The organism is Sulfobacillus sp. TH-112 (assembly GCF_057473405.1).
Map to the genome: position 1 here is coordinate 1 of NZ_JBYCKN010000071.1, position 23,090 is coordinate 23,090.

Below are 23,090 nucleotides of genomic sequence, written 5' to 3' on the forward strand. Positions count from 1 at the left end.
AGCTATCGCGGCGTGCCATGAGTGTAGCGCAAGCGTGGCACCAGACATTGGCCGTGGAGGCTTGGTTAACGGCTATCACGGATAGGGGTAGCGTATGATACCAAGGTAGGATGCCGTTTTGTGAGGTGGCGTCGGTCTCGCGTATTAATATCAGCCTGCCCTCGGAGTATTGCCAAGGCGGTCGGATGCATTGACAGAAATGTCCAGCATCCGACATTTTTCGCGATCGACGGATTAGCCATTCTCGATGACCTGGTGCACCAGCGTCCACTCGTTGATGGGTCCGGTCATATCGCGATCATTCACGTATAGCACCGGAGCCGTAGTCATCTTGAGTTCTTGGATCAAAGCGGGTAAATCGTGGAGCATAAACACGTGTAGAGTGATATTCGAGTGTGGCAAAGCCATGGATGCAGCCAGGCGGACCGCCTCGGCACATCGGGTTCACCCCGGAACGGTTAAGATGGCGAGGTCTCTGGGTTCATGAAATGAAGACATACGCTCCTTATTCGCCGGAGATAAGGCGGATCGACCTCGACTGGCTATGAGCATCGCATCCAAGAGTGCCTGTTTTTCCTGACCCAAGGGTTCACCCCAAAACCAAATCGTCCCGCCCGGTTTTTTTGCCAACCCGCGAACAGCGATGTCATGCAGTGGCCATCGCCATCGCATGGGGGGCGGTGCCAATAATGGCACCGTTTGTACCTGCGGGTGCATTTCCAATCTGGACCAGTCGTCCCTTGGCCACGGCAAGTCATTGACGTACCAGATAATCGGCTCGATGAGCCGCTCCAATGTCTCTTCGATGGTATTCATCTCTACCTCCTTGCAAGATATTTTACGCTAAACTGACGTTGCCAATAAAGTGTTATACTCTTGTAGTACTAAGTATCATATGATAATATGTATTCTAGAGAGGGGGGTCATTATGGAAAAGTTGCAAACGACGCAGATCAATATAGATGCTAAGGTACGTCAATCGCTGGTGACCGTATTAAATCAGCGGGAAGGGGTTTTAACGGATTTATACGTGCAAACGAAGCTCGCGCATTGGAATGTGCGAGGTGCCCACTTTATGGCCTATCATGAGCTGTTTGATCAGATTGCCGAGCATATCTTGGGGGCGCAAGACACGATGGCTGAGAGAGCGGCTCAATTGGGCGGTCAGGCGGGGATGACTCTGCAATCGATAGCCCAAGAGACGATATTGCCCGTTTGGCCCATAGACGTGAGAGCGGACCGTGAGGTGATGGGTCTGGTCTCCGAACGACTGGCGTTGGTGGCAAATCTCATCCGTGGTGATATTGATCGGGCAACGGAACTCGGCGATGCAGATACCGCTGATCTATTGACCGAGGTGTCCCGTCAACTGGATAAGGACCTGTGGTTCATTGAAGCGCATCTTGATGCTTAGGACTCATCGCATTTCCCAGAGGAGGGATTGACGTGGAAAAACACATACCGATGACCACACACGCGGGCATTCCGGTGGCTGATAATCAAAATTCTATGACTGCCGGTGAGCGAGGACCGGTGTTAATCCAAGACTTTCAGTTAATCGAAAAGATGGCACAATTTAATCGTGAGCGCGTACCTGAGCGCGTCGTCCACGCGAAGGGGTCAGGAGCGCATGGGATCTTTCGCGTTACAGGGGATATTACCCGCTACTCCAAGGCCAAGCTATTTTCTGAAGTGGGCAAAGAAACGCCGGTGTTCGTGCGCTTTTCCACCGTTGCGGGGGAGAAGGGCTCGGCGGATACAGCCCGCGATCCGCGGGGGTTCGCGGTGAAGTTCTACACCGAAGAAGGCAATTGGGATATGGTCGGTAACAACACGCCGGTGTTTTTTGTGCGCGATGGGTTGAAATTTAGTGATTTTATCCACAGTCAAAAGCGCCATCCAGTCACCGGATTGCGTTCCGACACTATGCAATGGGACTTTTGGTCATTGTCACCAGAATCGCTTCACCAAGTCACTATCCTCTTTTCTGATCGCGGGATTCCGGACGGATTCCGCTATATGAATGGGTACTCCAGTCACACTTTTAGTCTCTTCGCGGCTGACGATACGCGGTATTGGGTCAAGTGGCATTTTAAGACGTTACAAGGGATTCGCAATCTCACCCGTGAGGTCGCCGAAAAACTGGCTGGAGAAGATGCTGACTACGCCACCCGCGACCTCTATATGGCCATTGAGAACGGCGACTATCCGCGCTGGAGTGTCAAGGTGCAAATCATGCCTGAAGAAGAGGCGTTGCACTATGCAGTAAACCCGTTTGATCTCACTAAAGTATGGTCTCATAAGGATTACCCGTTAATTGAGGTGGGGGTGATGGAGCTCAATCGTAATCCCGAGAATTATTTCGCCGAGGTAGAGCAATCCGCCTTTGAACCCTCAAATGTGGTGCCGGGCATGGGATTTTCACCTGATAAGATGCTCCAAGCGCGCCTGTTTTCTTATCCGGATGCCCACCGCTATCGCATTGGTACTAACTATGCGCAACTGCCCATTAATGCGCCGAAAGCCCCCGTACACACCTATCATCGTGACGGGTCGATGCGCTTTGATGATAATGGCGGCGGCAGTCCAGTATATGAACCGAATTCTTTCGGAGGACCGCAAGACTCGAGCCAATGGCGTGAGCCAGCCCTCAAGATTTCGGGGGATGCTGATCGATATGACCATCACGATGGTAATGACGACTACCGTCAGGCGGGTGACCTCTTTCGTCTGATGACGGCAGACGAGCAGCGGCGATTAATTGACAATATCGTCGTTTCGATGAAGAATGTTCCCGAAGCGATCCAGCGGCGGCAGATTGGTCATTTTTTGAAGGCCGATCCGCGCTACGGCGAAGGGGTAGCCAAGGGGCTCGGCTATCACAAGAGCGCGATTGACAGCCTCATCTCGTAGAGCCCGATATTCGTCAATACGGTATCACATACTATAAGACGATGGCGAAGGAGGTGACCTAGTGAGTCATCAAGCGTCAGCAGAAAATCTTTTGCGAGAGCGGGGCCTACGGGTCACACCGCAACGTCAAGCCGTACTGCAGTGGCTATTGGATCATGGTGGAGCCCATTTGAGTGCCGACCAGGTTCGTGACCAACTGTTGTCCAAAATGCCGGGATTAGCGCGAGGGACCACCTATAAAGTGCTCGATGAGTTGGTGCGTACCGGGTTGTGTGAAGAATTGGCCACGGCCGATGGAATGGCTCTTTATGGTCTGCGCCTTGAGCCTCATCACCACTTCTATTGTGAGTCGTGTCATCGTTGGTACGATGTACAAGTGGAAGGGTTGTCGGGGCTTCGCATTGCGGGGGCCGAACCCGGAACTTGGGTGGGGGAAGTCGATGTGACGTTTAAGGGAACTTGCCAACGCTGTTCCACGGGTTAATACGGTCGTCATATGGCCTAGAGGAGATCTCTAGGCCATATTTTTTCGCGGTTTTAACGTGATCAAGATGGGTTCCGACGCAGCCAAGGTAATCCCCGGAAATACTCCACGCGGTCCCGACGATGTCAGATGATACTGCTTTACAATAAGAGAAATCGCTAACAGCGCTTCGGTAGTGGCGAGATGTTCACCAATGCAGGCGCGCGGTCCGGCACCAAAGGGAATATAGGCATAAGGGGGTAGGCCCGATCCGTCGAGAAAGCGTTCGGGCTGGAACGCATCGGGATTGGGAAAAAATCGTGGATTGCGGTGCGATAGCCAAGGAGAGATCAAGATGATGGTGCCTTTGGGAATGACCACATCGTGCAAGGGGAAGTCCTGGAGTGGTGTGCGGCTCAACAGCCACGCTGAAGGATAAAGCCGCAAGGTTTCTTTCCACACAGCCGATGTGACGGGGTGTGTCTTAGCGGTGATGGGGCCCTCGACCTGGCCTTCATCGAGAACTTTTTGGGTGGTCTCTTTATGCTTACTTAACAGATCGAGTGCCCAACCCAGGGCATGGCCTGTGGTTTCGTGGCCGGCGACGATGAGCGTGAGCGCTTCGTGGTACCATGCTGGGCGGTCTTTCGAGATGTGGGGAAAGACTGTTTCATAGGGACGCGATGCCGGTTCTAGAGCATCAAGGGAGCGCCGAGCGCGGGCAGCGCGGGCATGATAGCGTCGATTAAACCCCGGGATATGATAAGGGAACCGCCATACGCTGCGCGAACGTCGATAAAAGTGATCCATAATCCATTGAATGTCTTGGCTCATTTGACCGACGGATTGCGTGGGCAATGGCGGAGACTGAAATAGGGTTTCGAGGACCAGAGTTAAGCTCAATTGTAGCATTTCGGGTTCGACATTGAACGGACGCTCCGTGGGTAACTCGGCTATGAGTCGTTCCAAGATGTGCGTAATGGATGGCAGCATCGATGTGACATTGTGGGTGCGGAAAACTGGGAGAAGCGCCCGTCGTTGTTGCAGCCAGTCGTCATCTTCAGAGGTGAGCAGTCCTTGGCCGATAAAAGGGTTGGTGCGTTCAATTCCAGGACCTTTGACAAAATGGCCGAGGTGATGGGAGAGTACAGGACCCGCATCACCTGGATCACTGAGCAAGAGAAAGTTCCAGGGCCCCATGGTAAACTGCACCCGCTCGCCATACTCGCGGGTCAGGGCGGAAAAGAGATCTAACGGGTTGCGATGAAAAGCACGAAGCCGACCGAGTGAAGAGCCGGTCGGCCCGGGAATGTTGGCGATACGCGTTCTAACCACCGTCCCTTCCGGGTCTATGACTAGTGTACCAGGATGGGACAGCGGCGGGAGAAGGTTAAGCTAATGTTGCCCATGGGCCTCCCGTGCGTTTTTGGGGGCAATCACAAGTTCCGTAAGACCAATAATGACACCGACAGCCAATGCCCCCTCAAAATACGCATACGGATGGCCGGTGTAGTGGGGCAAGAGAGTAAAGTAGATGGAAAGTACCGACGTTCCTGCAATCCACGCCAGCACGGCGCGACCATAAGCCGATACATAGCCTCCTGGCATTTCAGTCAGTGCATATGAGACCAAGGCCACCGCCGCGGCCACCACGGCAATGTTGCTGAGCCCGAACTTGGGGAATCCCGGCAACAGCATTTGATACGCCCACATGGCGATGAAAGCCACAATGTATTCAATGACAATACGCACCCAACTCACCTTTACATCAACTCCTCTCCCTAGTGTTTATATGGGAGCGAGAACTATGCATTTTGGCAAAAAAATTTTGCGATTGGAATTGGCGTTTGCGGGACATTCTAACGATGCGAATTCGGACTGATAAGGAGTGAAGTCTGTGCGTCGGAAAATCATTGCGGCTACCGTTCTGACCTTGTCACTGGGATGCGGTACATTAGCGCATGCTTCGTCGATATTTGGCCACCCCAACTCTCATAGTCAGGTGGGACGTCAGGGGACGAAGAACAATCAGCGGGATAATAATTTAGAGGGGAAGCCCAACCGCCATAACCGCAAGAAAGTGACCAGCAACACGCATACGCCCATGCCAGCTGATATGGTCGCTGCAGGAGCCAAGATATTCTCTGCGCAATGCGAATCGTGCCATGGTCCGGGAGGCAATGGATCGTTAAGCGCTCCCCGATTATCCTCGCCATCGCCGGTCTATTCGACCTTTAAAACCGAGGCGGCCTTAGAAAGTTTTATCCAAGCGCAAATGCCAGGGGATCATCCGGGAACGCTGAGTGCCGTGGATGTGAAGAACGTCTCAGCCTATGTTTGGAGTATCTCGAAAGCCAAATAGTAGGGGACAGTGGGACATCGGGGAGGTCGCGTGTTCACGCGGCCTTGCCTCGATCCTGGCTGAACCATGTCAAAGACAATGTCGGGATCTACATGACCATAGTCATGCACGACCCGATGGCCAGTGCGTGTGATGGCGGCCCATGGAACATCGGGATACCGAGCAGTCCATGGTTGGTCGAGAAGCCCGGCGGCCGGTGAGATTCTGCAGGTGGCCCAGCGGCAGATGCTATTGGACGAAGTAGCGTTGGTAGGCTTGGTGTCATGTCTCGCCGCTCAAAACGGCATAGAGCGGGGTCGCATCGGGCTGCTCATGGCCTCAAATGGATTGCACAGCCACCCTCTTAAAGGCCCTTGCAGGCCATGAATGGATAACCGATGCGGATCCCGCCCCGTCACCCACAGGGCGGGATCCGCGTCATGGCGCTGCGTGAAATACGGGTGAGCCAAATTCGGGCTTTCGAATCGAGGTAGACTTCGCGTTCGTTGTTGCCCTTTCCCCCCATGACGACGTTGCCCTTCTGCTAATCCACACCAGGGCGATTCAACTCCGCGGATTCGCCGACACGGCAGCCCGTAACAAGATGAACTCGATGACCGCATGTTCCAGCGTCGTGCGACAGGCATCCCGTAACCAACCATTCCAGTTTCGACCATCGTCACCGTTTTCGGCACTCGCTGGGCCAATTTGGGTTCCTTCAATTTCCGTGCTGGGCTGAGCACAAGGAACCTTTCGTTGTCCGCCCAGCGAAAGAGCCCTTTAATGGTTCAAGTTTTCAGGACCCTCATTACGTCCGCCCTTGAGCACTATTTCGATAATACGGCAGCGACCATAACGGAAAAGATGCCCGCCATGTACAAAAGAGAAATGAAAAAGACCTTTTTCGGGGCGAGGCTCCGTCGGTTTCCCATTAACAGCAGTATTGAGGAGCCAAATCCCAGACCTAGTGCGAGAGCCGTCCAAAAATAGAGCGCGCCCAAGTTCCCGAACCATCCTAGGGCGAGACTACAGACGATTAACAGTAAGGAATATAAAAACATGGCGCGGATGGTGGATCGCGGCCCCACGATCAGGGGAAGCATCGGGACGTGGGCACGGCGGTAGTCTTCTTGCTTATAGAGTGCTAACGCCCAGAAATGGGGGGGAGTCCAGAGAAAGATGGTCATAAACATGAGAACGGGAGTTATCGACCAGTGGGGCGTGATGGCCGCCCATCCCACTAGAGGTGGAAATGCTCCTGCAGCCCCTCCGATGACAATATTTTGTGGGGAACGCCGCTTTAGCCAGACGGTGTAGACGACAACATAGATGAGGAATCCGAAGAGACTACAGAGAGCGGCCACATCGTTTACGGTCCTCGAAAGCCATAGCCACGAAGAGGTTTCTAGAAATATGCCAAAGCTGAGGGCTTCCATGGGGGCGATACGCCCCTGTGCCACGGGGCGTTCTCGGGTGCGGACCATCAGTTGGTCAATGTCGCGATCATACCACATGTTGATCGCATGGGCTCCGGCAATGGATAGCGTGAGGCCTCCGAGGGTGTTGAGGGTGTAGATGCCGCTCGGTAAAGTTCCTTTTGCCACGACCATGGCACAATACGCAGTGATTAAGAGCAGAACGATAATCCGTGGCTTGGTCAGTGAAACGTAATCGCGGATCATTTCAGTGGGTCTAGCGCGACTGATGATGACGGGTTCCATGTTAACCTCCAAGGTGGGTCTGGCGTCGTCCGGATTCGGTATTCATGTGAATTGACCATCCCAAGACTAAGAGCGCCGGTTCAACCAGGGTGTTTAGTCCGCTATGGTAGGCACTAGTACCTAGATGGTAGGCTACGGCATCGATGGTCATCATGATGAGGAGCGTGCGCAGGGTTAAAGCGGGCCATCCGCGTATGATGCCCCAGGCTAGGGCGGAAAATCCGATGACCAGCCCCAGCGAAACAGCGAGTCCCGGCGTATGAGGAGCGCTTATCATGATATCTAGTGCCATGCCGCTAAAGAGGATGGCTAAGAGCACGCGAACCTGTCGAGGATAGAGCAGAAGATAGGCAGCACTTGCCGCCAGCAGGTCACCTCCTGGACCGGGTAGCGCGTATCCGTCTATGACCGTCCCAGTGAGCCCCGTCAGCACCCAACGCAGGATTCCCCAAACCATGGCAAAGAGCACCAGGTAGCGGGGAATGCGCGGCCAGGTGACGGCCATGATGAGGACGAGCAACGCATTCACGACCAGTAATCCAAAGTCCCAGGCGATGGGGTTTTCGGCCCAGAGATGGATCACCAAAGCCGAGAGCACCGGCACCCGGGGGGTGGTCTTGACTAGTGCTTGCCAAAAATGTGGGGTGACCACAATCGCTCGACTATGCCAAATGAGGTCCAAAGCCCACCAGGCGGCCATGAAGAGAACCAGCCCTTGCGAGCGTCGGGACGGTGGAATCCAATTTTCAGTCGACAAGGCGTTTCGACCTTGTCCTAGACCATCGTAGAAATACCACCCTAGGATGGTCAGGACGGTGACGGCGACGAAAATCCATGCTAACGCTAGTAAGTCGACGTTGAAGGTACTCTCTAAAATCTTTTCAGCCCTCGGCATGGCGCCCACTCCTAACGGTTCTTGTCTTTTTTACTGTGGTTGGGGTTCTTGGGATTAAAGCGGGAGTCCACTTGGTCGGCCGACTTGCGAAAGAATACGAGCAGATAGGCCATGGTACCAATTTGTAAGGCCCACCAAAAAATATCCCACCAGTGCTCCATGCCCGGACTATAAGGGATGCGAACTGGTAGCCCCGGAAAAAAGCCGACGCCGATCAAGGCTGAAAAGAGTGACATGGTTTTTGCTCCTTTATGAGTGATGTGCTGATGTCAAACCCAATAGAGGTAGATGTAGGTGATGACGGCGGCAGCGCCCTGAAATACCCAATACCAGGTGGCAGCTTGGGCATCCCAATAGTTGTGGGAGTCAAACCGCATCCTCCCCGAGCGCATGGTAATCGCGACTAAGACGAAGAGACCCACTAAGGTGTAAAAGGCGGAGACACCTAAGCTGGGATAGAACGTTTCCCCGAATCGCGTACCCACAGGAATCGATCGTTGACTCCACTGGTAGATTAAGAGCGCCAGGTAGCCAAGGCCTACCACGATGGCCGCCTTGAAACGGTGTTGCAGTGTATAGAGGTCGTTTTTGCGAATGGCCTTTAAGCCATTAGCGGCAAACCACATGCTAATGAGCATCAGGATGGCATCCGCCGCCCCTAATAATTGATTAACAGTTGGGGCGACGTAGTAGCCATCGAGTTCGTAGCGTGTGGTGAACAGCACCACCAAGGGAATGACTTGAGTCCCTAAAAAGAGTCGGAATCCCCATTGTAGAGCTGCCATATGACGATCCGCTTGCAGTTGTTGAGTAGGTTCCACGACTATCCCTCCTCTTATGAATGCTCGGGGTTGACTTGGTCCAGATTGGCGACAATCGTGCCTCGATCGGGACCATATTCGTAAAACCCGTCCACGATATCTGGAATTACTTCAAAATTATTTTCGCGAGGCGGTGAAGTGGTGGCGAGCCATTCTAAGGTTTGGCCACTCCAAGGGTTCTCCGGGGCCTTGGGCCCCTTTCGCCAGGCCCATACAATATGGACGGCATGGAGCACAAATCCGATGCCCAGTGCCCACGCGAAAATGGAGATGATTAAGTTCAGGGGGTGCAGATAAGGCGGATAGGTGGGTACCCAGCGATTCATGCCCTCTAAGCCCACCAGAAACATCACACTAAACGCGGTATTAAACGTGACGAAGATCCAGATGGAGAGAAGTTTTCCCCAGAATTCGCTATACATGCGACCGGTAATTTTTGGTAGCCAATAGTACATGGCCGCCGCCCACGAGAAGATCATTCCGCCGATGATGGTGTAATGAAAGTGGGCCACCACGAAAAAGGTGTCATGGACTTGCAAATTGACGGGGGGGTCTGCTAGGAATACCCCGCTTATGCCGCCATACATGAAATTGTACATACTCATTAATACCAAGAGCCCTGGCGTGGTCAGGCGATAGCGAGATTTCCATAGGGTACCAATGGCTGCCATAAAGGCAAATCCTGTGGGGATGGAAATCATTTCGGTGAAAAACGAAAAGGGGAACATTTCCGAATTCCTCATATTGGTAAACATGTGATGAGCCCACACCAGTCCAGAAATCATCATGACAAACATCAGTCCGATGATGGCCCACGATCGAGCAAACAGCGTCTTTTGTGCCATCACCGGGATGATTTCATTCCAGAGGGCAAAAGCTGGAACCACGATTATATAGACTTCGGGGTGACCAAATAGCCAAAAGAGGTTGAGCTCCGTTAAAGGACTTCCGGCTGCATTGAAGAGATTGAGCGGGACAATGCGGTCTAGCAGTTCCAGGATGAAGGTCATTTGGATTTCTGGTAGCCAAATCAAGTTTAAGATGGATACCGTGACGATGCCCCAGACAAAAAGCGGTAGACGTGCCCAAGTCAGTCCCGGGGCGCGACTGAAGATGACGGTAGTGACCAAGTTCAATGATACGATTATAGAGGACATGGTTAGGGCGGCTACGCCGAGATAGTAAAATAACACGCCACTTGGGTCTTGACTACCCAACGGTTGATAACCACGCCAACCGGTCGTCCAGTACCCTAAAAGCGGACTAAAGGCGATGGTCAACACACCAGCAGGCACCATCCAGTGGCCTAAACCCGAAAGACGGGGGAAAATGGTGCTGCGAGTGCCGATCATCAGGGGCACCATGTAATTTCCCAGACCACCCACTAAGGCGACCGTCCCCACGGCAAACATCATGAGGGTTCCGTGAACTCCCACGGCCGAGAGGTATTGATCGGAATAATGGAAGAAGAACATGGTGGAAGAGGCCAGTTCAATGCGCATGGCCATCGCGATGGCACCCGCTAAAATGAATGTACAGGTGGACGAGACCAGATATTGTAGACCGACCACTTTGTGCTCGGTCGCAAAGGCAAAATATCTTCGCCAGTCGGTGGCCTCGCCAATTCGCGGCGTTACCCCGAAGAGGGGCAAGACAATCCCTTCATACGCTCCTACGCCTAAAAGCCAACCAATAAATCCGGCCACCCAACCAATGGTAATGGACCGTTCATTCATAAATGGGTGCCCCACGTCGGGGCTGATGGCGGCTGTGATGGCATTAAAGACTAAAAATCCAATGCCTGCCCAGAGAAATCCCCGCAACATAGGGGGCATGATGTGCACTTTTGACGGCGATGTCGATACAACGCGTTGAGCCATAGATAATCACTCCCCTTGAGTTTGTGGCATCAAGAACCTGCCGCAGCTTGCATTTTTTGTTCCTTCTTCACCCAGGCCTTAAATTGAGATTGGGTCACGATTTTGATCGGGGCTTCCATCCAAGGGTGACCGGGGCCACAGACCTCGGCACACTGAACACGGACTTCCGGGTTGGTTTGATAGGTCGCGGTGCGGTTGGCTACGATGTACTCATAGCGCGTTTCTCCCGGGATGACATCCTCTTTAATCCCGAACGCCGGAATCCAAAACGAGTGAATCACTCCGGCCTCGATGTCGTAGGTGTGAAAGGGGTCATAGGACCTCAAAGCAAACTCCACTTTTTTGTTCTCCGGAATGACGAGTTCGTCATCGCCTGCAGCATTGAGTGTTTGGGTGAGATGATATTGGGGATAGCTGAACATCCACTCCCATTGTCGGGCGGTGACATCGACCTTGAGATCATTTTTATTGACGCTGGGCAATTGTGCGGCAAACATCTGCTCGAGGTCAGCGGACGTCGGATGCAACCAAAATAACAGGTTGAGAGCAATGCTGCCGGTGATCCAAATCCCCGTAAAGAGTGAATTGCTGGCTTTCTGTGAGCGGCTCGGCTTGCTCTCCGGACTATCGGCATGAAAGCGGATTGCCGCATAGATGACATATATAAGCACCAAGAGGAATACCGGCGTGAGCATGGTAAGCAAAAAATTGAACGCATGCAGAGCAATGTTTCCCTGATTGGTCAGAAGAAAATACATGGTGTTGGCTTGAATGCGGTGAATGCCCCATTCGGCTAGGGCCGATATCCCAATCCATATAACGCCAAAAACCATTATGTCCATGGTGTGATGTCCTTTCTTCGGACTCTCTAGTCGCGCACGATATTGACTGTCCCGCGCATTCCCGTGCGCCAGTGGATGAACTGCTGAACGAAGCACCCAAAGTGCCATACTCCAGGCTTATCGGGTACCGTAAAGGAGATGTGAATGCTGCCTCCGGGACGAAGTGTGGGGCTAAAGTCCCCTCCAGACTCAATTTGATAGGGCCCCAATGGGCCGATATAGGTCATAATCGCCTTGTGGGGGACAAAATTATCAATGGCGATGGGATCGCTCAAAGTGACATGAACGCCATCCCAAAAGTCATGTACCCAGTTTCCGCCGTTGAGGTAGCCGAATCCCTGGAAGGATTGCATGACCGGATGGGGACGTCCCATTGTCCATTCATGCCAGTGGGTGGGACTTTGATTATGAAAGACCACTTCCATTTGGTCTCCCACCCGCCAAGTCATGAAATTCGGTACGTAATAGTAATCCAAGGCATAGACGTGAATCAGCCCACTGGACACGGGCGATCCGAAAACACCCCGAGCCATATCGACAATTGTTGATTTTCCGAACATGGTGATGGCCCCGGCGACGCCTAATCCGGTCAGTCCGGTAATGAATTGGCGTCGACTCCAAGTGGGTTCTGCGGGTTGCTGGATGTTGTCTTCTGCCACTATCAAAACCTCCTTGGCTTGTAGTTTTTACGGGTTAGCCTCGCATCTGGATCTGGTTGGCGACAGTTATCAAAATTCCCATGAAAGGCGGCTTTTATGGGATCTGGAGCATGTTACTTATAGGTATTAATGGAGAATTTTGGCGCGTGAATGATCTCTCAGAGGCTCTTTTCCTACATAGACGGGCGTTGTGACGGACAGGGGGGCGTTTTGTCCGTTCAGAAAGTGCGTTAGCCAAGCAACTGCAGGAAAGAGGGAATTCAGCCGTCGTAACAGAGGCGCCGGATTCGGCGCTTCTGATGAGCCGTGGCTCCCAGCGACCACGGAGACCACAACCGCGACAAAATCGGCGCCCCGCCTCGTGAAGAAGTTCCGTCACGAGGGCCTCCCCCGTCTCGAGAAATATGAGAAGCAACGGGACATCCTCGGGGATCGGATGAGCTTCAGCAAGATCGATCCCGATGCCACCTTTATGCGCATGAAAGATGACCATCTCAACAAAGGACAAAGGACAGCTCAAACCGGCCTACAACGTGCAAATTGGGACAGAAAATCCATGCATCGTCGGGTTTAGTGTGCATCAACGCCCGGGGGATACGCGCTGCCTCATTCCCCACTTGGGACCACCTTCAGCGGCAACTGGGTCGGTTACCCTAAACCACCGTGGCGGATGCCGGCTACGGCAGCGAGGAAAATTATGCGTATCTCGACACGCACCGCCGCACGGCCGTGGTCAAGTTCAATACCTACTATCTCGAGACGGCCAAGAAGTGGAGATCCAACGCGTCGACAATTGGACCTATGACGAGACCACCGATGCGTGGGTGTGCCCCGCGGAGAAACGTCTCGCCTTGGTTCGCACAACCGAAGAAGCCACGGAAACTACTGGATACGTGGTGCAACTACGCGAATATCAAGCCCACGACTGTCCGACATGCGCTCTGCGTGACCAATGTACCCAGGCGACGTATCGGTCCATCAGCGTCAGCCCCACACTCCTCCGTTACAAACAACAAGTCCGCGACCAATTGGCCAGTGAATCGGGCGCGGCATTAATGAAACGCCGAGGCATCGAAGTGGAAAGCGTGTTCGGACAGATTAAAGAAGACCGCCGGTTCCGGCGGTTCTTGTGACGAGGGCTGGACAAAGTGAAAACCGAATGGGGATTCCTCGGTATCGCTCATAACCTCCTGAAGCAGACCGCCCTTCAAGGATAACCCGGAGGGCCATTTTTCCTCCCCATCCTGACCCCGCCGATGTTGTCCCAAAAAAGGCTGCCCCTTTTGGGACAGCCCCCGACGTGCGTGACTCGCGCTTTGATAGCGATCTTTGACCCGCAAGTATTGCGGAGAATCCCTGGTACTATCACGGGGGGAGGTTAATAGCTATTCATGAGGACTTGAGTTGTGGTCAGAGTACTCGGGATCGCACCTCCGATCCACTCGCGGCTGGGTGGGGTATTGAGTGTCAGTGCTATTGCTCCACCAGGGGAAGAACCGTTCCCGCTGTGGAATACGAAGGTGTCTTTTCCTTGGTTTGCTGTCGATAGTGGCCCCACATAAGCGCCAGACGATAGTCCAGGCACGGTGTTCACACCGTAGTAAAAATCGGCTGCTGATGAGAGCGGCGTATTCCACATTGGCGGCACAAACTGGGTTAAGGGACTGCCGACAATCTGGCTACCCTGGGCGCTATCGAATGCCACCGTGACCAAGTAAGATTGGTTGGCCACGATGCCGGAAAGATTTTGCGTGAATTCCACAGATGAACTATTGTCCAGATAATTGTAGATGGGTGAGGTCAAAGACATTTGCGCTCCCGTCTCCTGGTTCACCACACGTGTCACTAATGCCTCGCGGGGCACGGAGACATAGACGCGGATCACTCCCGGACTCTTGGTGGGGGTCATGGGACCTGATTCGTCTGTCTCCTCATCATTGAAGGTGATCGCGGTCGATGTTGCGCCTGAGGACATATTGACGTGTTCCATGTAGGCTTGGTCCCCGGGCTCTCCCGTGACCAGCCCAGTCACCACCGGATCTCCTACCTGCGCTGCCACAGGATTTCCAAAGCCATTGACCGGTTTAATCTGCAATGCTTCTGTAGGGGTATTGTCCCAAAGAGGAGTAAGCCCCGACACCGGGGTCCCACTAGGCGTATACACCCGGTAGCCGGCCTGTACCGAAGAATTGGCGCTGACCAAGGTCAGCGTGAGATGGGTCTCGGAGGTGCTACCTGCTATCTCGGCGAGTAACTGCGCTTGAGTGCCGATGGCGCCGGTCCCGGTGGTGACATTGACGTGCGCCACTCCCTGATGAAAGGTTACGGTGATCGGCGAGTTGACCGCACTGACGCTGTTCCCGAGTTGCAGGCCAGCCGCATTAGAGGACCATTGCACAGTGGCTTGGCCGCTATAGAGGCTCTGTATAGTGCCCGTCGAGGTGAGGGCATAGAGTGCGATCGTCTTGGTGACTCCGGACGTGGCGGGGAGATACGGAAACCCAGAAAGGAAGTCAAGAGAGGTGGGTGTGGTTGATGGGACCGTTTCCGGTGCTCCAATCGGATCAGGCAGAACGCTCACTTTGTAGACATCGTGAAAAGTGTAGCCAAGCGCATATAACTGGGCGGGAGTGGAAATCCAGTGAAGAGTGCCGTTCTGCAGGAGATACACTTTTGGATTGGCCGTTTGACGAAACAGTTCGATGGGTTTACCGATGGGATCCGGCAGCAAATTTGCACGGTGCACGTCGCTAAAAGAATAGCCTAGATCATAAAATTCTTGTGCGGAACCAATAGCATGTAGCGTGCCATTGCGCTGAAGATAGACGGTGGGGTGGCTTGCCCCGTTCAGTTTAATGGCAGCGTAGGGATTCAGTGGGCTGGCAGCTAGGGCGGGTGTAGTGTCCAGCGCCAATCCTAAAAGGCTCGCGGAGGAGAGTGCCAGGGCCATGCCGAGCGCTCGATACTTCTTTATCATCAATACAATAACCTCTTTCCTTGGTAGATGTGCCTAAGGTTTTTCAACTTATGATGGAGTACGCCATCTATGCAAAATATAACTTCATAACTAGAGACAAGGTGACAGCTCGCGTGCATATCAGTCGTCCCGGTTGATGAAATCAACTGAGGACCACACGGGTTTTTGACGCGGTTATGTCGTCTTGTAATAATGGATTTCGCGGGATTAGACCGGATTTTTGGGGAGGGCCCAGCTTCGAAGGTCCAAGGGTGGTATTGAATACCATCAATAGCGATCCGACTTAGCGGCTAGTACGACATCGTCTGTATTAGCGAGTATCAATTTTCCTCTAGATAGTCGGAACATTAATCCAATTTACCGAAGGAGTCGATCATTAGGGGGCTCCAATATTTACCTCTTCACGCGGAAGACCCTGGATGTTCAACTGGGTTCCATTGCGCTTGACCTTCCTAAGAGCGAGTCATCCACGCAATGACGTTCGACCTTCTGGATTCGAAAGACACTTTACGGCAGCCAATGCATAATTTACCAATAGGGGTATATAGAGAGTTATCAGGAGGGAGATGATGGGGTGCAGATTCCTCAATCCTCGTGGGAACGGGCTATTGATGTTTCGCAATTTAATAACCAAGGCCAACCAATTGATTGGCATCAGGTTGTTCCAATTCTCGAGCGGATGGAGCCTTCCATCACCAGGGTTATTGTTCGCGCTAGCTACGGAACCAACTACCAAGACCCTATGTTTGCACATAGTTGGCGGGCACTGACGCAATTGGGGGTATTGAAGGGAGCATATCATGCCGCCGTCCCGGGAGAGACGCCGAATTTGGAAAGTGATGCGCAGCAGCAGGCGGCATATTTTTTGTCGGTTGTGAATCACCAGGGAGGAATCGCGGTCAACGATTGGCCTATCTTGGACTTAGAACAGGATGGGGGGCTCACACCTGACAAACTCACCTTATGGGCGTCTCACTTTTTGTCGTGCGTGGATGCCGCCGTTGTGCATGCGGAAAACGTGGCTATATTTTATTCCTATCCGTCTTTCATCGCGAACCACATGGGGATCCTAGAGACACTTCGTGCTCGACCACTCTGGATTGCTGACTATCCGGGAGGAAGTCGACTTCCGCATTCAGCCCCGCCGGACGTGGGGGATTGGACAACATATTTCGGATGGCAGTATACCAACGATTTACGCATCGCGAACATTATCGGTCCTGTTGACGGGAGTGTTTTTGCACAGCCTTCTCCGACCCTAAGGGCATCCTCTCGAACCACAAAGGCCGCATGTCCGGTATGGGATTCCGTAAAAGGAATCGTGACCCATGAAAATCCATTGTCAAGAAAGGGATGATGAGCGTGCCGACGCTGTTTATCGATATTACTAAAGGAATTTTACCGTTGGCTAGCGCGTTTGCCACAATGCTTTTGGCGAAGGGAGCCCAGTACGCCCTTTATGCGGTGGGTCGAATAAAGCATCAGACGCTTCAAGAGAGATTGGATTGGGCCGTTCAACAAGCCGAAGACATCGTGGAAAATACGGTTCTGGCGGCCAATCAAACCATGGTCAACACCTTAAAGACGAATGACCATTGGTCATCGACCGAAAAAAGTCGTGTGTTCCAGACAGTGCTCGCCAGTGTCACAAGTCAAATGAGTCGGCAGGCGTTGACCATATTAGAAACCCAACTGCCGGATGTGCCCAGTTATCTATCGACCTTAATCGAGTCCCGTGTGGCCGTCGCCCCTAATCGTATGGCGTGATTGTGGGACCAGTGAGCAAACTCTCCATGCTTGAGTTGACGCCTCGGGCGTAAGCCCGAATATGAGTCATAAATTCTTGAACGGCGAGCGGAATGTCTTGCAGATAATCATACGCCATGACAATTTGACGATAGGTCGTCGGAATGAGGCGGCTGAGGGCTAATAATCCGGCCTCACATTCAAGGACGACTGAATTCATTGGTACTACAGCGATGCCGAGTCCGGAGGCGACAAATCCCAGCAAAGAATAAAGAGTGTGGGCTTCGGCTCTCACACGTGGTTCAAATCCTGCTTGTCGCGCTAGACGAACAATGGTGAGATTCACGCTATAGCCGGAAGTCATGAGAATAAACTCACGATGGCGCAATTCTTCGAAGGTGATGACGGGTTCTAAGTGCTGTTCGGGACTGGAGATCACCACTAATTCTTCACGCCACAACTCCTCTGCGTGTGCCTTTAGAGAAAATAGTGGCAGGGGGGTGATGGCCAGGTCCACTTGGCGGTTTTTCAGCTGATCTATGATATGTAGACCATCCAGTTCGCGAAGCTGGATTTGGACCTCGGAATACATGTTGTGAAATGTTCGATATATGACGGGGAAATGTCTTAGAGTCACCATTGATAATGGGCTCACACCCAGTGTAATGCGCCCCGTCAGTGAGCTCTTAAAGTGGTTGGCTTGGGCCACAATTTTCTGAGCTTCTTGAAGAACCGTACGGGCATGGGACACCGCAATTTGTCCTTGTGCGGTTAGGGTGACACCACGCGTACGGCGCTGGACCAATGGACAATGCAGTTCTTCCTCAAGCAGTTGGATTTGATGTGTTACTGCAGGCTGCGTTAATCCGAAAGATAGAGCACAGTGCGAGATGCTGTGGAAATCTGCGATACCTACCAATAGTTCTAATTGACGCAAGGTCAACAAAATCACTCCTCCAACGTCTGAGTGTTCCCACCAATTATTGCATATAAGATTGCTACTAATGAGAATTTTATTGGCGGTAGCGCGGAGGTAAAGAGGGAACTGGAAGTGCCGAAAAGCTAGGGTTTATGGGGGTTTTCCTTGATGGTGCGCCTCGCCATAACTATAAATTATGATGAATCATAATTCAGATAGCATTGTGCATGAGCGGGAATTGAAATTAATATAGCTTAGTCGCTCTTATCGAATATTTCAGTCTGATGAGCGCCCTGTCACCTCGTGACACGAGTAATTTATTAAAGGCCCAATGGCGGCGATGGGAAAAACCCAGAACATAGGGTGTTAGCTAGCGACAGTTCGCCAGGGCGAACGCATGAGAAAGGGGAGAAACCGATTGGCTACAGCGACGGGAGGCTCCGCTTATAAAGAAATTCGGGATAGTCGTGGAAGGATATTCCGCGTAGGCGAAGACCCACGTGACATCATGGGATACGGCCGAATAGTTATGATCATTCTTCCGTGGATCGGAATGATGCTTGCATCGACTTTGGAATACGGGTGGGGTGCAGCATCTGCTACCGTAGCGCACGAGTATCATTGGAGTCTGACCACGGCTTTTTGGAATTACTCGGTGTATGTTGCGTTTGAGGCTGGTGTGTCGTATTTTAACGGGCGATTTCGGGAACGTGCTACCTGGTGGAAACCTAAGACGGCCATTCTGGTCGGTGGCATCCTGGTGGCTATCGCCTACTTCTTTTTAGCGCACTCATCGGCTCCGTGGATATCTTATGCCGGATATGCCGCGCTGGGCGGTATGGGTTCTGGAATGGTGTACTCTACCTGCGTGAATACCGTAGCCAAATGGTACCCGGAAAAGAAGGGCTGGCGGACTGGATTCGTTGACGGAGGTTGGGCATATGGAGCGGTACCGTTTATTATTCTTTATGCCACATCGTTTAATGTGCACGACTTCATTAGCATTTTGTACATGACTGGGGCCATCTTGGGTGGGGGTCTGATTATTATTAGCTTCTGGTTTAAGGATCCGCCTAAGGGCTGGTGGCCTAAAGAGGTTGATCCTATTGAGTTCACCAAGTCCAAGGCTGCTTGGTCTCTGAAACACAACCCACCCGCCATTCGGCAAATGACCACTCGGCAAATGTGGCGCACGTCAAAACCTCCGTGGATGGTGTTAGAGTTCCTCTTCATTGCCGGGACGTCACTGTTTGGTGTGGGATTCTATTATCCATTTGCAGTGGCAATGCATCTGGGAGCTGTTGCCATCATTGCCGGAGCGACCGGATTTGCCTTTACCGATGGTACGGGGAGACCGTTGGTGGGACTACTATCCGATGCCATAGGTCGACGGTGGGCAGAGGTGATCGTCTACACATTGTTAGGCGTTACGACTATTGGAACACTATTGGCGGGACGTGCTCATCTTCCGGTGGTGTTCGTGATCTTTGCTCTCTTGTCAGGAGGCACTTCTGGGTCGCTGTTCGTGCTAAACCCGTTGATGGTGAGCGACTATTTTGGTACGGATCATCAGACCGAAAACTATGGCACGATTTACGCGGCGAAAATAGCGGGTGGCGTATACGGTGGTGTGGTGTCTGCCTATCTGATTACGGGGACTGGTAGCTACACCTGGGCGTTCATTGTGGCGGGAATCATGGCGATTGCCGCGGGCGCTATTGCTGCTATATTTTTTGCACCGCCGTCGGAAGCTGAGGTTAGGCGCGCTATGGGCGACGAATTTGATGGACCGAAGCTGGATATTAGTCCGCCTGCATAACAAAACTGTCATAAATTATCGGGATCTCTCAAAGCAGGCGGTGTGAGATCCCGATTTTTTCTCGAAAAGGGAGGACACCTCGATGGATCACGCGCTAGCAGCATTTACCCTATTGGGGTTGGGGTTTCACCGTACACCCTGGTGGTTAATTGGAGGGGTTTTGGCCGCAGCATTGATTTCTCGGGGCGCGGTGTTTCTGTGGGTCATGTTTCGCAAGAACTCATAGCGGGGCACGCGACTCGTGATTATTGATTTCCTGTATTGTTTTTTAGAAGGCGAATGTGCAATACGCGCATCGCCCAGTTTTTTTGTACTCTACTTAGCCCTCTATCTTTTTTGACAAGCCGCGGCGAATTTGGACGGAACATTGATCTGTTGATACGCGGTTCTCGGTGATGAGTCAGATTGGTCGAGTGGGTGCCAAGGGAGTCAGAAATTGGTCAAGTCAGGCGCCCGTCAGGGATCCCTAGAATCATAGGATGGGACTATTTTATGCAAGCGTTGCCTCGCGAGACGGATTTAAGTAATCCCGGTGACGGCAGATACTAAGCCACACCGGATGAGTGGAAATATGGGGTTTTTGCTCATTAGGTTAACCCATCGCACATGGACCGACTTCTTTGATAGTGCAGGAACAATAAGTAGATGGTTCGAGATGTGCGTAGGGATCGAAAAATAGAATGCTATCCTCTCATCTTCGGATGGGGGCGTTTTTGTCTATCGGAGCTGTAGAGTCTTTGCGCTTTCGCCCCGAAATTGTCCCATTAGTCCTACTGCGTGGTGGTCTCTACACAAATAAAAAAACCGCAAAGACTTGAGCCTTGCGGTTTAAAAGGTTGGTGGAGACGAGGGGAGTCGAACCCCTGACCTCTAGAGTGCGATTCTAGCGCTCTCCCAACTGAGCTACGCCCCCACAGCGCTTATTGATTATATATAAGCGCATCATGCCGTGTCAATGGAAGTGGATGACCGAAAAGGCAGATTTGATCGTGTTTGTCGTTGAATTTCTCACGGTTGTGGCTTCATCGTTAGTCTTGGGCAAATGGATCGGAATTTGATGGAAAAAATTTCTTTGTGAAAAATCAAAAGTAGTAGCAGGAATGTCACGCCCAAGGGCGAATATGTGGAGGAAAGTGGGAGTAAGTGGAGTGTCGGGGGGTGATGTTGGGGTGATGATGGGAGAGTATGGCCACGCATTGGATGAAAAAGGCCGCGTCACCATTCCGGCACGCCTTCGCGACGATCTGGACACCCATTTTGTGATGACCAAAGGGTTGGATGGGTGTCTCTTTCTTTATCCCATGGCGGAGTGGTCACGCATGGAGGAGAGACTGAAAGCACTTCCAATGACAAATGCTAATGCCCGAGCGTTTCAACGACTTTTTCTCGCGGGCGCTCAGGACGTGGAGGTAGACCGACAGGCGCGTGTGACGATTCCGCCGCGGTTAAGAGAATATGCCGGTGTGGTTAAAGAAGTGGTGTTAGTAGGAGTATCCAGTCGGGTGGAACTGTGGGCACTGGAAAAATGGCAGGCATATCAGACAGAAGCCCAGGCAGGATATGAGGACGTTGCAGAAAAAATGGTTGATTTTGGGTTTTAGCATGGGACAGGAGACATTGATGGGAGAGTTTTCGCATCAGAGCGTGCTGCCACAAGAAGTGTTAGAGGTGCTAGTCACTCAATCTGACGGGCTTTATGTTGATGCGACCGTGGGCGGTGGTGGCCATGCTCAAATGCTTCTCGATGCGTTCCCGCATTCTCGAATTATCGGCATCGATCAGGATCCACAAGCTCTTCAGCACACACGAGAGCGTTTAGAGCCGTATGGTAGCCGGGTGACTTTGTTGCAAGGAAACTTTCGCGGCATCAAGGATCTTTTAGCGTCCAGCGATATATCGGCAGTGAATGGGGTGCTCATGGATTTGGGGGTTTCTTCGCCGCAATTAGATCAGCCAGAGCGTGGCTTTTCTTATCAGTATGACGACGCACCGTTGGACATGCGGATGGATCCCAATAATCCTGTGACTGCCTTTCGTCTCGTCAACCAGAAGTCAGAGCAAGAGATTGCACATGCGATTCGGGAATGGGGAGAGGAACGCTGGGCATCGCGTATTGCCCAATTCATCGTCAAAGCCAGACGCGTCGAACCCATTCGTACCAGCGGCCAGTTAGTGGAGGTGATTCGTGCTGCCATTCCTGCTTCGGCACGACGAACTGGAGGGCATCCAGCCAGAAGAACATTTCAGGCCCTGCGGATTTGGGTGAATGATGAGATGGGGGCATTAAAGGAGGGGTTAGAGGAGGCTTGGGGCTGCTTGGGGTCAGGCGGTCGTTTGGCAGTCATTTCTTTTCATTCGTTAGAAGACCGGATTGTGAAGCATCAGTTTCGTGATTGGCAGGCTCAGGAGATGGCCCGCCTCATTACGAAACATCCGCTCACCGCGGATGTAGCGGAATTGGACGGGAATTCTCGAGCGCGTTCAGCCAAGCTGCGCTGTGCGGAAAAGTTAGGTTAAGTTTTAGCTGATAGATTGAACTTGGAAGATATTGCGGGGGGATTTTAGAATGATTGAAGAACGCTCATGGGCCATCAACAATGAAGGGGATTTGGCACGCGATTGGGAACAACGACTGCGTCCCAAGGTTCAAAAACGTGTTCGACGTCAATTTCGTATTCCCTGGGCGGGTACGGTGCTGTGGCTTGGAGGTATCTGGGTGGGCGCTATTATTGCCAGTGTATTGGCCATGCACGTGCTCACCATGTCTTATCAGTATGACCAAATGAATTCGCAATATGCGTCGTTAACCCGAGAAAATCAGTCGATGGCATCGGAGGTAGCATCGATGACTTCTACCGTGGCGTTGGAGCAGGATGCCGTTCGCTTGAAGGTACCCCTTTTGGTTCCGGACGTGTCTCCGACGTCCTCGACGTCGTCAAGTGCTGGGATGCAAATCAAGAAGCCGAGCATGATGCAAGTGGTGACCACCTGGATTCAGCACCTTAGCCAAACGCTTGGTCGCTGAAGGCTATGAGAGGACGAAAACTAGCCCGTTGGCGGGCATTATGGCTTACCATCTTCGTAGGAGCATTCA

At 52.4% G+C, this 23,090-nt stretch carries 25 protein-coding genes and 1 tRNA gene; 12 read left to right on the forward strand and 14 right to left on the reverse strand.

Annotation, left to right across the window (positions count from 1 at the left end):
- Positions 1-444: 444 nt before the first annotated feature.
- On the reverse strand, positions 445-816 hold the full coding sequence (locus ACOJWD_RS04635) for a hypothetical protein (protein ID WP_486992053.1): 372 nt from the start codon (positions 814-816) through the stop codon (positions 445-447).
- A 112-nt stretch (positions 817-928) separates the two neighbouring features.
- Between ACOJWD_RS04635 and dps the strand changes: the two genes are divergently transcribed.
- The 3 genes from dps to ACOJWD_RS04650 all read left to right on the forward strand — a co-directional run bounded on the left by dps (position 929) and on the right by ACOJWD_RS04650 (position 3,397).
- Positions 929-1,414 carry a DNA starvation/stationary phase protection protein Dps gene (dps, locus tag ACOJWD_RS04640; RefSeq protein ID WP_486992054.1) on the forward strand — a complete coding sequence of 162 codons (486 nt, stop codon included), beginning with the start codon at positions 929-931 and terminating at the stop codon, positions 1,412-1,414.
- 32 nt (positions 1,415-1,446) lie between these two features.
- A complete protein-coding gene (locus ACOJWD_RS04645; protein ID WP_486992055.1) occupies positions 1,447-2,913 on the forward strand; it encodes a catalase in 1,467 nt (488 codons plus the stop codon).
- 61 nt (positions 2,914-2,974) lie between these two features.
- The gene (locus tag ACOJWD_RS04650; RefSeq protein WP_486992056.1) at positions 2,975-3,397 is read left to right on the forward strand and encodes a Fur family transcriptional regulator; all 423 of its coding nucleotides are present in this window, start codon (positions 2,975-2,977) and stop codon (positions 3,395-3,397) included.
- A gap of 30 nt (positions 3,398-3,427) precedes the next feature.
- Here ACOJWD_RS04650 and ACOJWD_RS04655 read toward each other — a convergent pair whose 3' ends face one another.
- On the reverse strand, positions 3,428-4,711 hold the full coding sequence (locus ACOJWD_RS04655; protein WP_486992057.1) for a cytochrome P450: 1,284 nt from the start codon (positions 4,709-4,711) through the stop codon (positions 3,428-3,430).
- 60 nt (positions 4,712-4,771) lie between these two features.
- Entirely contained in the window at positions 4,772-5,137 is a 366-nt protein-coding gene (locus ACOJWD_RS04660) for a hypothetical protein (protein ID WP_486992058.1), read from the reverse strand.
- 136 nt (positions 5,138-5,273) lie between these two features.
- Between ACOJWD_RS04660 and ACOJWD_RS04665 the strand changes: the two genes are divergently transcribed.
- Positions 5,274-5,738 carry a c-type cytochrome gene (locus ACOJWD_RS04665; protein ID WP_486992059.1) on the forward strand — a complete coding sequence of 155 codons (465 nt, stop codon included), beginning with the start codon at positions 5,274-5,276 and terminating at the stop codon, positions 5,736-5,738.
- Here ACOJWD_RS04665 and ACOJWD_RS04670 read toward each other — a convergent pair.
- From ACOJWD_RS04670 to ACOJWD_RS04705, 8 genes are all read right to left on the reverse strand, one after another.
- Complete coding sequence (locus ACOJWD_RS04670; RefSeq protein WP_486992076.1) at positions 5,708-5,965, reverse strand: HepT-like ribonuclease domain-containing protein; 258 nt, start codon at positions 5,963-5,965, stop codon at positions 5,708-5,710. The genes ACOJWD_RS04665 and ACOJWD_RS04670 overlap by 31 nt on opposite strands.
- Before the next feature lie 579 nt (positions 5,966-6,544).
- Positions 6,545-7,438: a heme o synthase gene (locus tag ACOJWD_RS04675; protein WP_486992060.1), complete on the reverse strand. Its 894-nt coding sequence runs from the start codon at positions 7,436-7,438 to the stop codon at positions 6,545-6,547.
- A 1-nt stretch (position 7,439) separates the two neighbouring features.
- Positions 7,440-8,333, reverse strand: coding sequence for a hypothetical protein (locus ACOJWD_RS04680; protein ID WP_486992061.1), 894 nt, complete (start codon positions 8,331-8,333; stop codon positions 7,440-7,442).
- 11 nt (positions 8,334-8,344) lie between these two features.
- Positions 8,345-8,569 (reverse strand): hypothetical protein, encoded by a 225-nt coding sequence (locus tag ACOJWD_RS04685; RefSeq protein ID WP_486992062.1) that lies wholly within the window; start codon positions 8,567-8,569, stop codon positions 8,345-8,347.
- Between the two features lie 33 nt (positions 8,570-8,602).
- Positions 8,603-9,154, reverse strand: coding sequence for a cytochrome C oxidase subunit III (locus ACOJWD_RS04690; RefSeq protein ID WP_486992063.1), 552 nt, complete (start codon positions 9,152-9,154; stop codon positions 8,603-8,605).
- A 14-nt stretch (positions 9,155-9,168) separates the two neighbouring features.
- Positions 9,169-11,034, reverse strand: coding sequence for a cytochrome c oxidase subunit I (locus tag ACOJWD_RS04695; RefSeq protein ID WP_486992064.1), 1,866 nt, complete (start codon positions 11,032-11,034; stop codon positions 9,169-9,171).
- 29 nt (positions 11,035-11,063) lie between these two features.
- On the reverse strand, positions 11,064-11,876 hold the full coding sequence (locus ACOJWD_RS04700; protein WP_486992065.1) for a cytochrome c oxidase subunit II: 813 nt from the start codon (positions 11,874-11,876) through the stop codon (positions 11,064-11,066).
- A 26-nt stretch (positions 11,877-11,902) separates the two neighbouring features.
- The gene (locus ACOJWD_RS04705; protein ID WP_486992066.1) at positions 11,903-12,535 is read right to left on the reverse strand and encodes a hypothetical protein; all 633 of its coding nucleotides are present in this window, start codon (positions 12,533-12,535) and stop codon (positions 11,903-11,905) included.
- A 770-nt stretch (positions 12,536-13,305) separates the two neighbouring features.
- Between ACOJWD_RS04705 and ACOJWD_RS04710 the strand changes: the two genes are divergently transcribed.
- Positions 13,306-13,668, forward strand: coding sequence for a transposase (locus ACOJWD_RS04710; RefSeq protein WP_486992067.1), 363 nt, complete (start codon positions 13,306-13,308; stop codon positions 13,666-13,668).
- Between the two features lie 245 nt (positions 13,669-13,913).
- Here ACOJWD_RS04710 and ACOJWD_RS04715 read toward each other — a convergent pair whose 3' ends face one another.
- Positions 13,914-15,515: a hypothetical protein gene (locus ACOJWD_RS04715; protein ID WP_486992068.1), complete on the reverse strand. Its 1,602-nt coding sequence runs from the start codon at positions 15,513-15,515 to the stop codon at positions 13,914-13,916.
- A 571-nt stretch (positions 15,516-16,086) separates the two neighbouring features.
- On the opposite strand from ACOJWD_RS04715, the gene ACOJWD_RS04720 reads away from it, so the two are divergent.
- Positions 16,087-16,869 carry a glycoside hydrolase family 25 protein gene (locus ACOJWD_RS04720; protein ID WP_486992069.1) on the forward strand — a complete coding sequence of 261 codons (783 nt, stop codon included), beginning with the start codon at positions 16,087-16,089 and terminating at the stop codon, positions 16,867-16,869.
- Between the two features lie 5 nt (positions 16,870-16,874).
- Entirely contained in the window at positions 16,875-17,279 is a 405-nt protein-coding gene (locus ACOJWD_RS04725) for a hypothetical protein (RefSeq protein WP_486992070.1), read from the forward strand.
- On the opposite strand, the gene ACOJWD_RS04730 is transcribed toward ACOJWD_RS04725, so the two are convergent.
- Positions 17,263-18,204 (reverse strand): LysR family transcriptional regulator, encoded by a 942-nt coding sequence (locus ACOJWD_RS04730; protein WP_486992071.1) that lies wholly within the window; start codon positions 18,202-18,204, stop codon positions 17,263-17,265. The genes ACOJWD_RS04725 and ACOJWD_RS04730 overlap by 17 nt on opposite strands.
- Positions 18,205-18,595: 391 nt before the next feature.
- Between ACOJWD_RS04730 and ACOJWD_RS04735 the strand changes: the two genes are divergently transcribed.
- Both ACOJWD_RS04735 and ACOJWD_RS04740 read left to right on the forward strand, forming a co-directional pair.
- On the forward strand, positions 18,596-19,996 hold the full coding sequence (locus ACOJWD_RS04735) for an OFA family MFS transporter (RefSeq protein ID WP_486992072.1): 1,401 nt from the start codon (positions 18,596-18,598) through the stop codon (positions 19,994-19,996).
- A gap of 82 nt (positions 19,997-20,078) precedes the next feature.
- Complete coding sequence (locus ACOJWD_RS04740) at positions 20,079-20,222, forward strand: hypothetical protein (protein WP_486992073.1); 144 nt, start codon at positions 20,079-20,081, stop codon at positions 20,220-20,222.
- A gap of 611 nt (positions 20,223-20,833) precedes the next feature.
- Here ACOJWD_RS04740 and ACOJWD_RS04745 read toward each other — a convergent pair.
- Positions 20,834-20,909: transfer RNA gene (locus ACOJWD_RS04745), tRNA-Ala, on the reverse strand.
- Positions 20,910-21,165: 256 nt separating this feature from the next.
- Between ACOJWD_RS04745 and mraZ the strand changes: the two genes are divergently transcribed.
- From mraZ to ACOJWD_RS04760, 3 genes are read left to right on the forward strand one after another with little or no spacing between them, the layout of a single operon-like run.
- Entirely contained in the window at positions 21,166-21,597 is a 432-nt protein-coding gene (gene mraZ / locus ACOJWD_RS04750; protein ID WP_486992077.1) for a division/cell wall cluster transcriptional repressor MraZ, read from the forward strand.
- Positions 21,566-22,513, forward strand: a complete 948-nt coding sequence (rsmH, locus tag ACOJWD_RS04755; RefSeq protein ID WP_486992074.1) for a 16S rRNA (cytosine(1402)-N(4))-methyltransferase RsmH — start codon at positions 21,566-21,568, stop codon at positions 22,511-22,513. The genes mraZ and rsmH overlap by 32 nt, the downstream gene beginning before the upstream one ends.
- Positions 22,514-22,562: 49 nt before the next feature.
- On the forward strand, positions 22,563-23,021 hold the full coding sequence (locus ACOJWD_RS04760) for a hypothetical protein (RefSeq protein WP_486992075.1): 459 nt from the start codon (positions 22,563-22,565) through the stop codon (positions 23,019-23,021).
- Positions 23,022-23,090 lie beyond the last annotated feature (69 nt).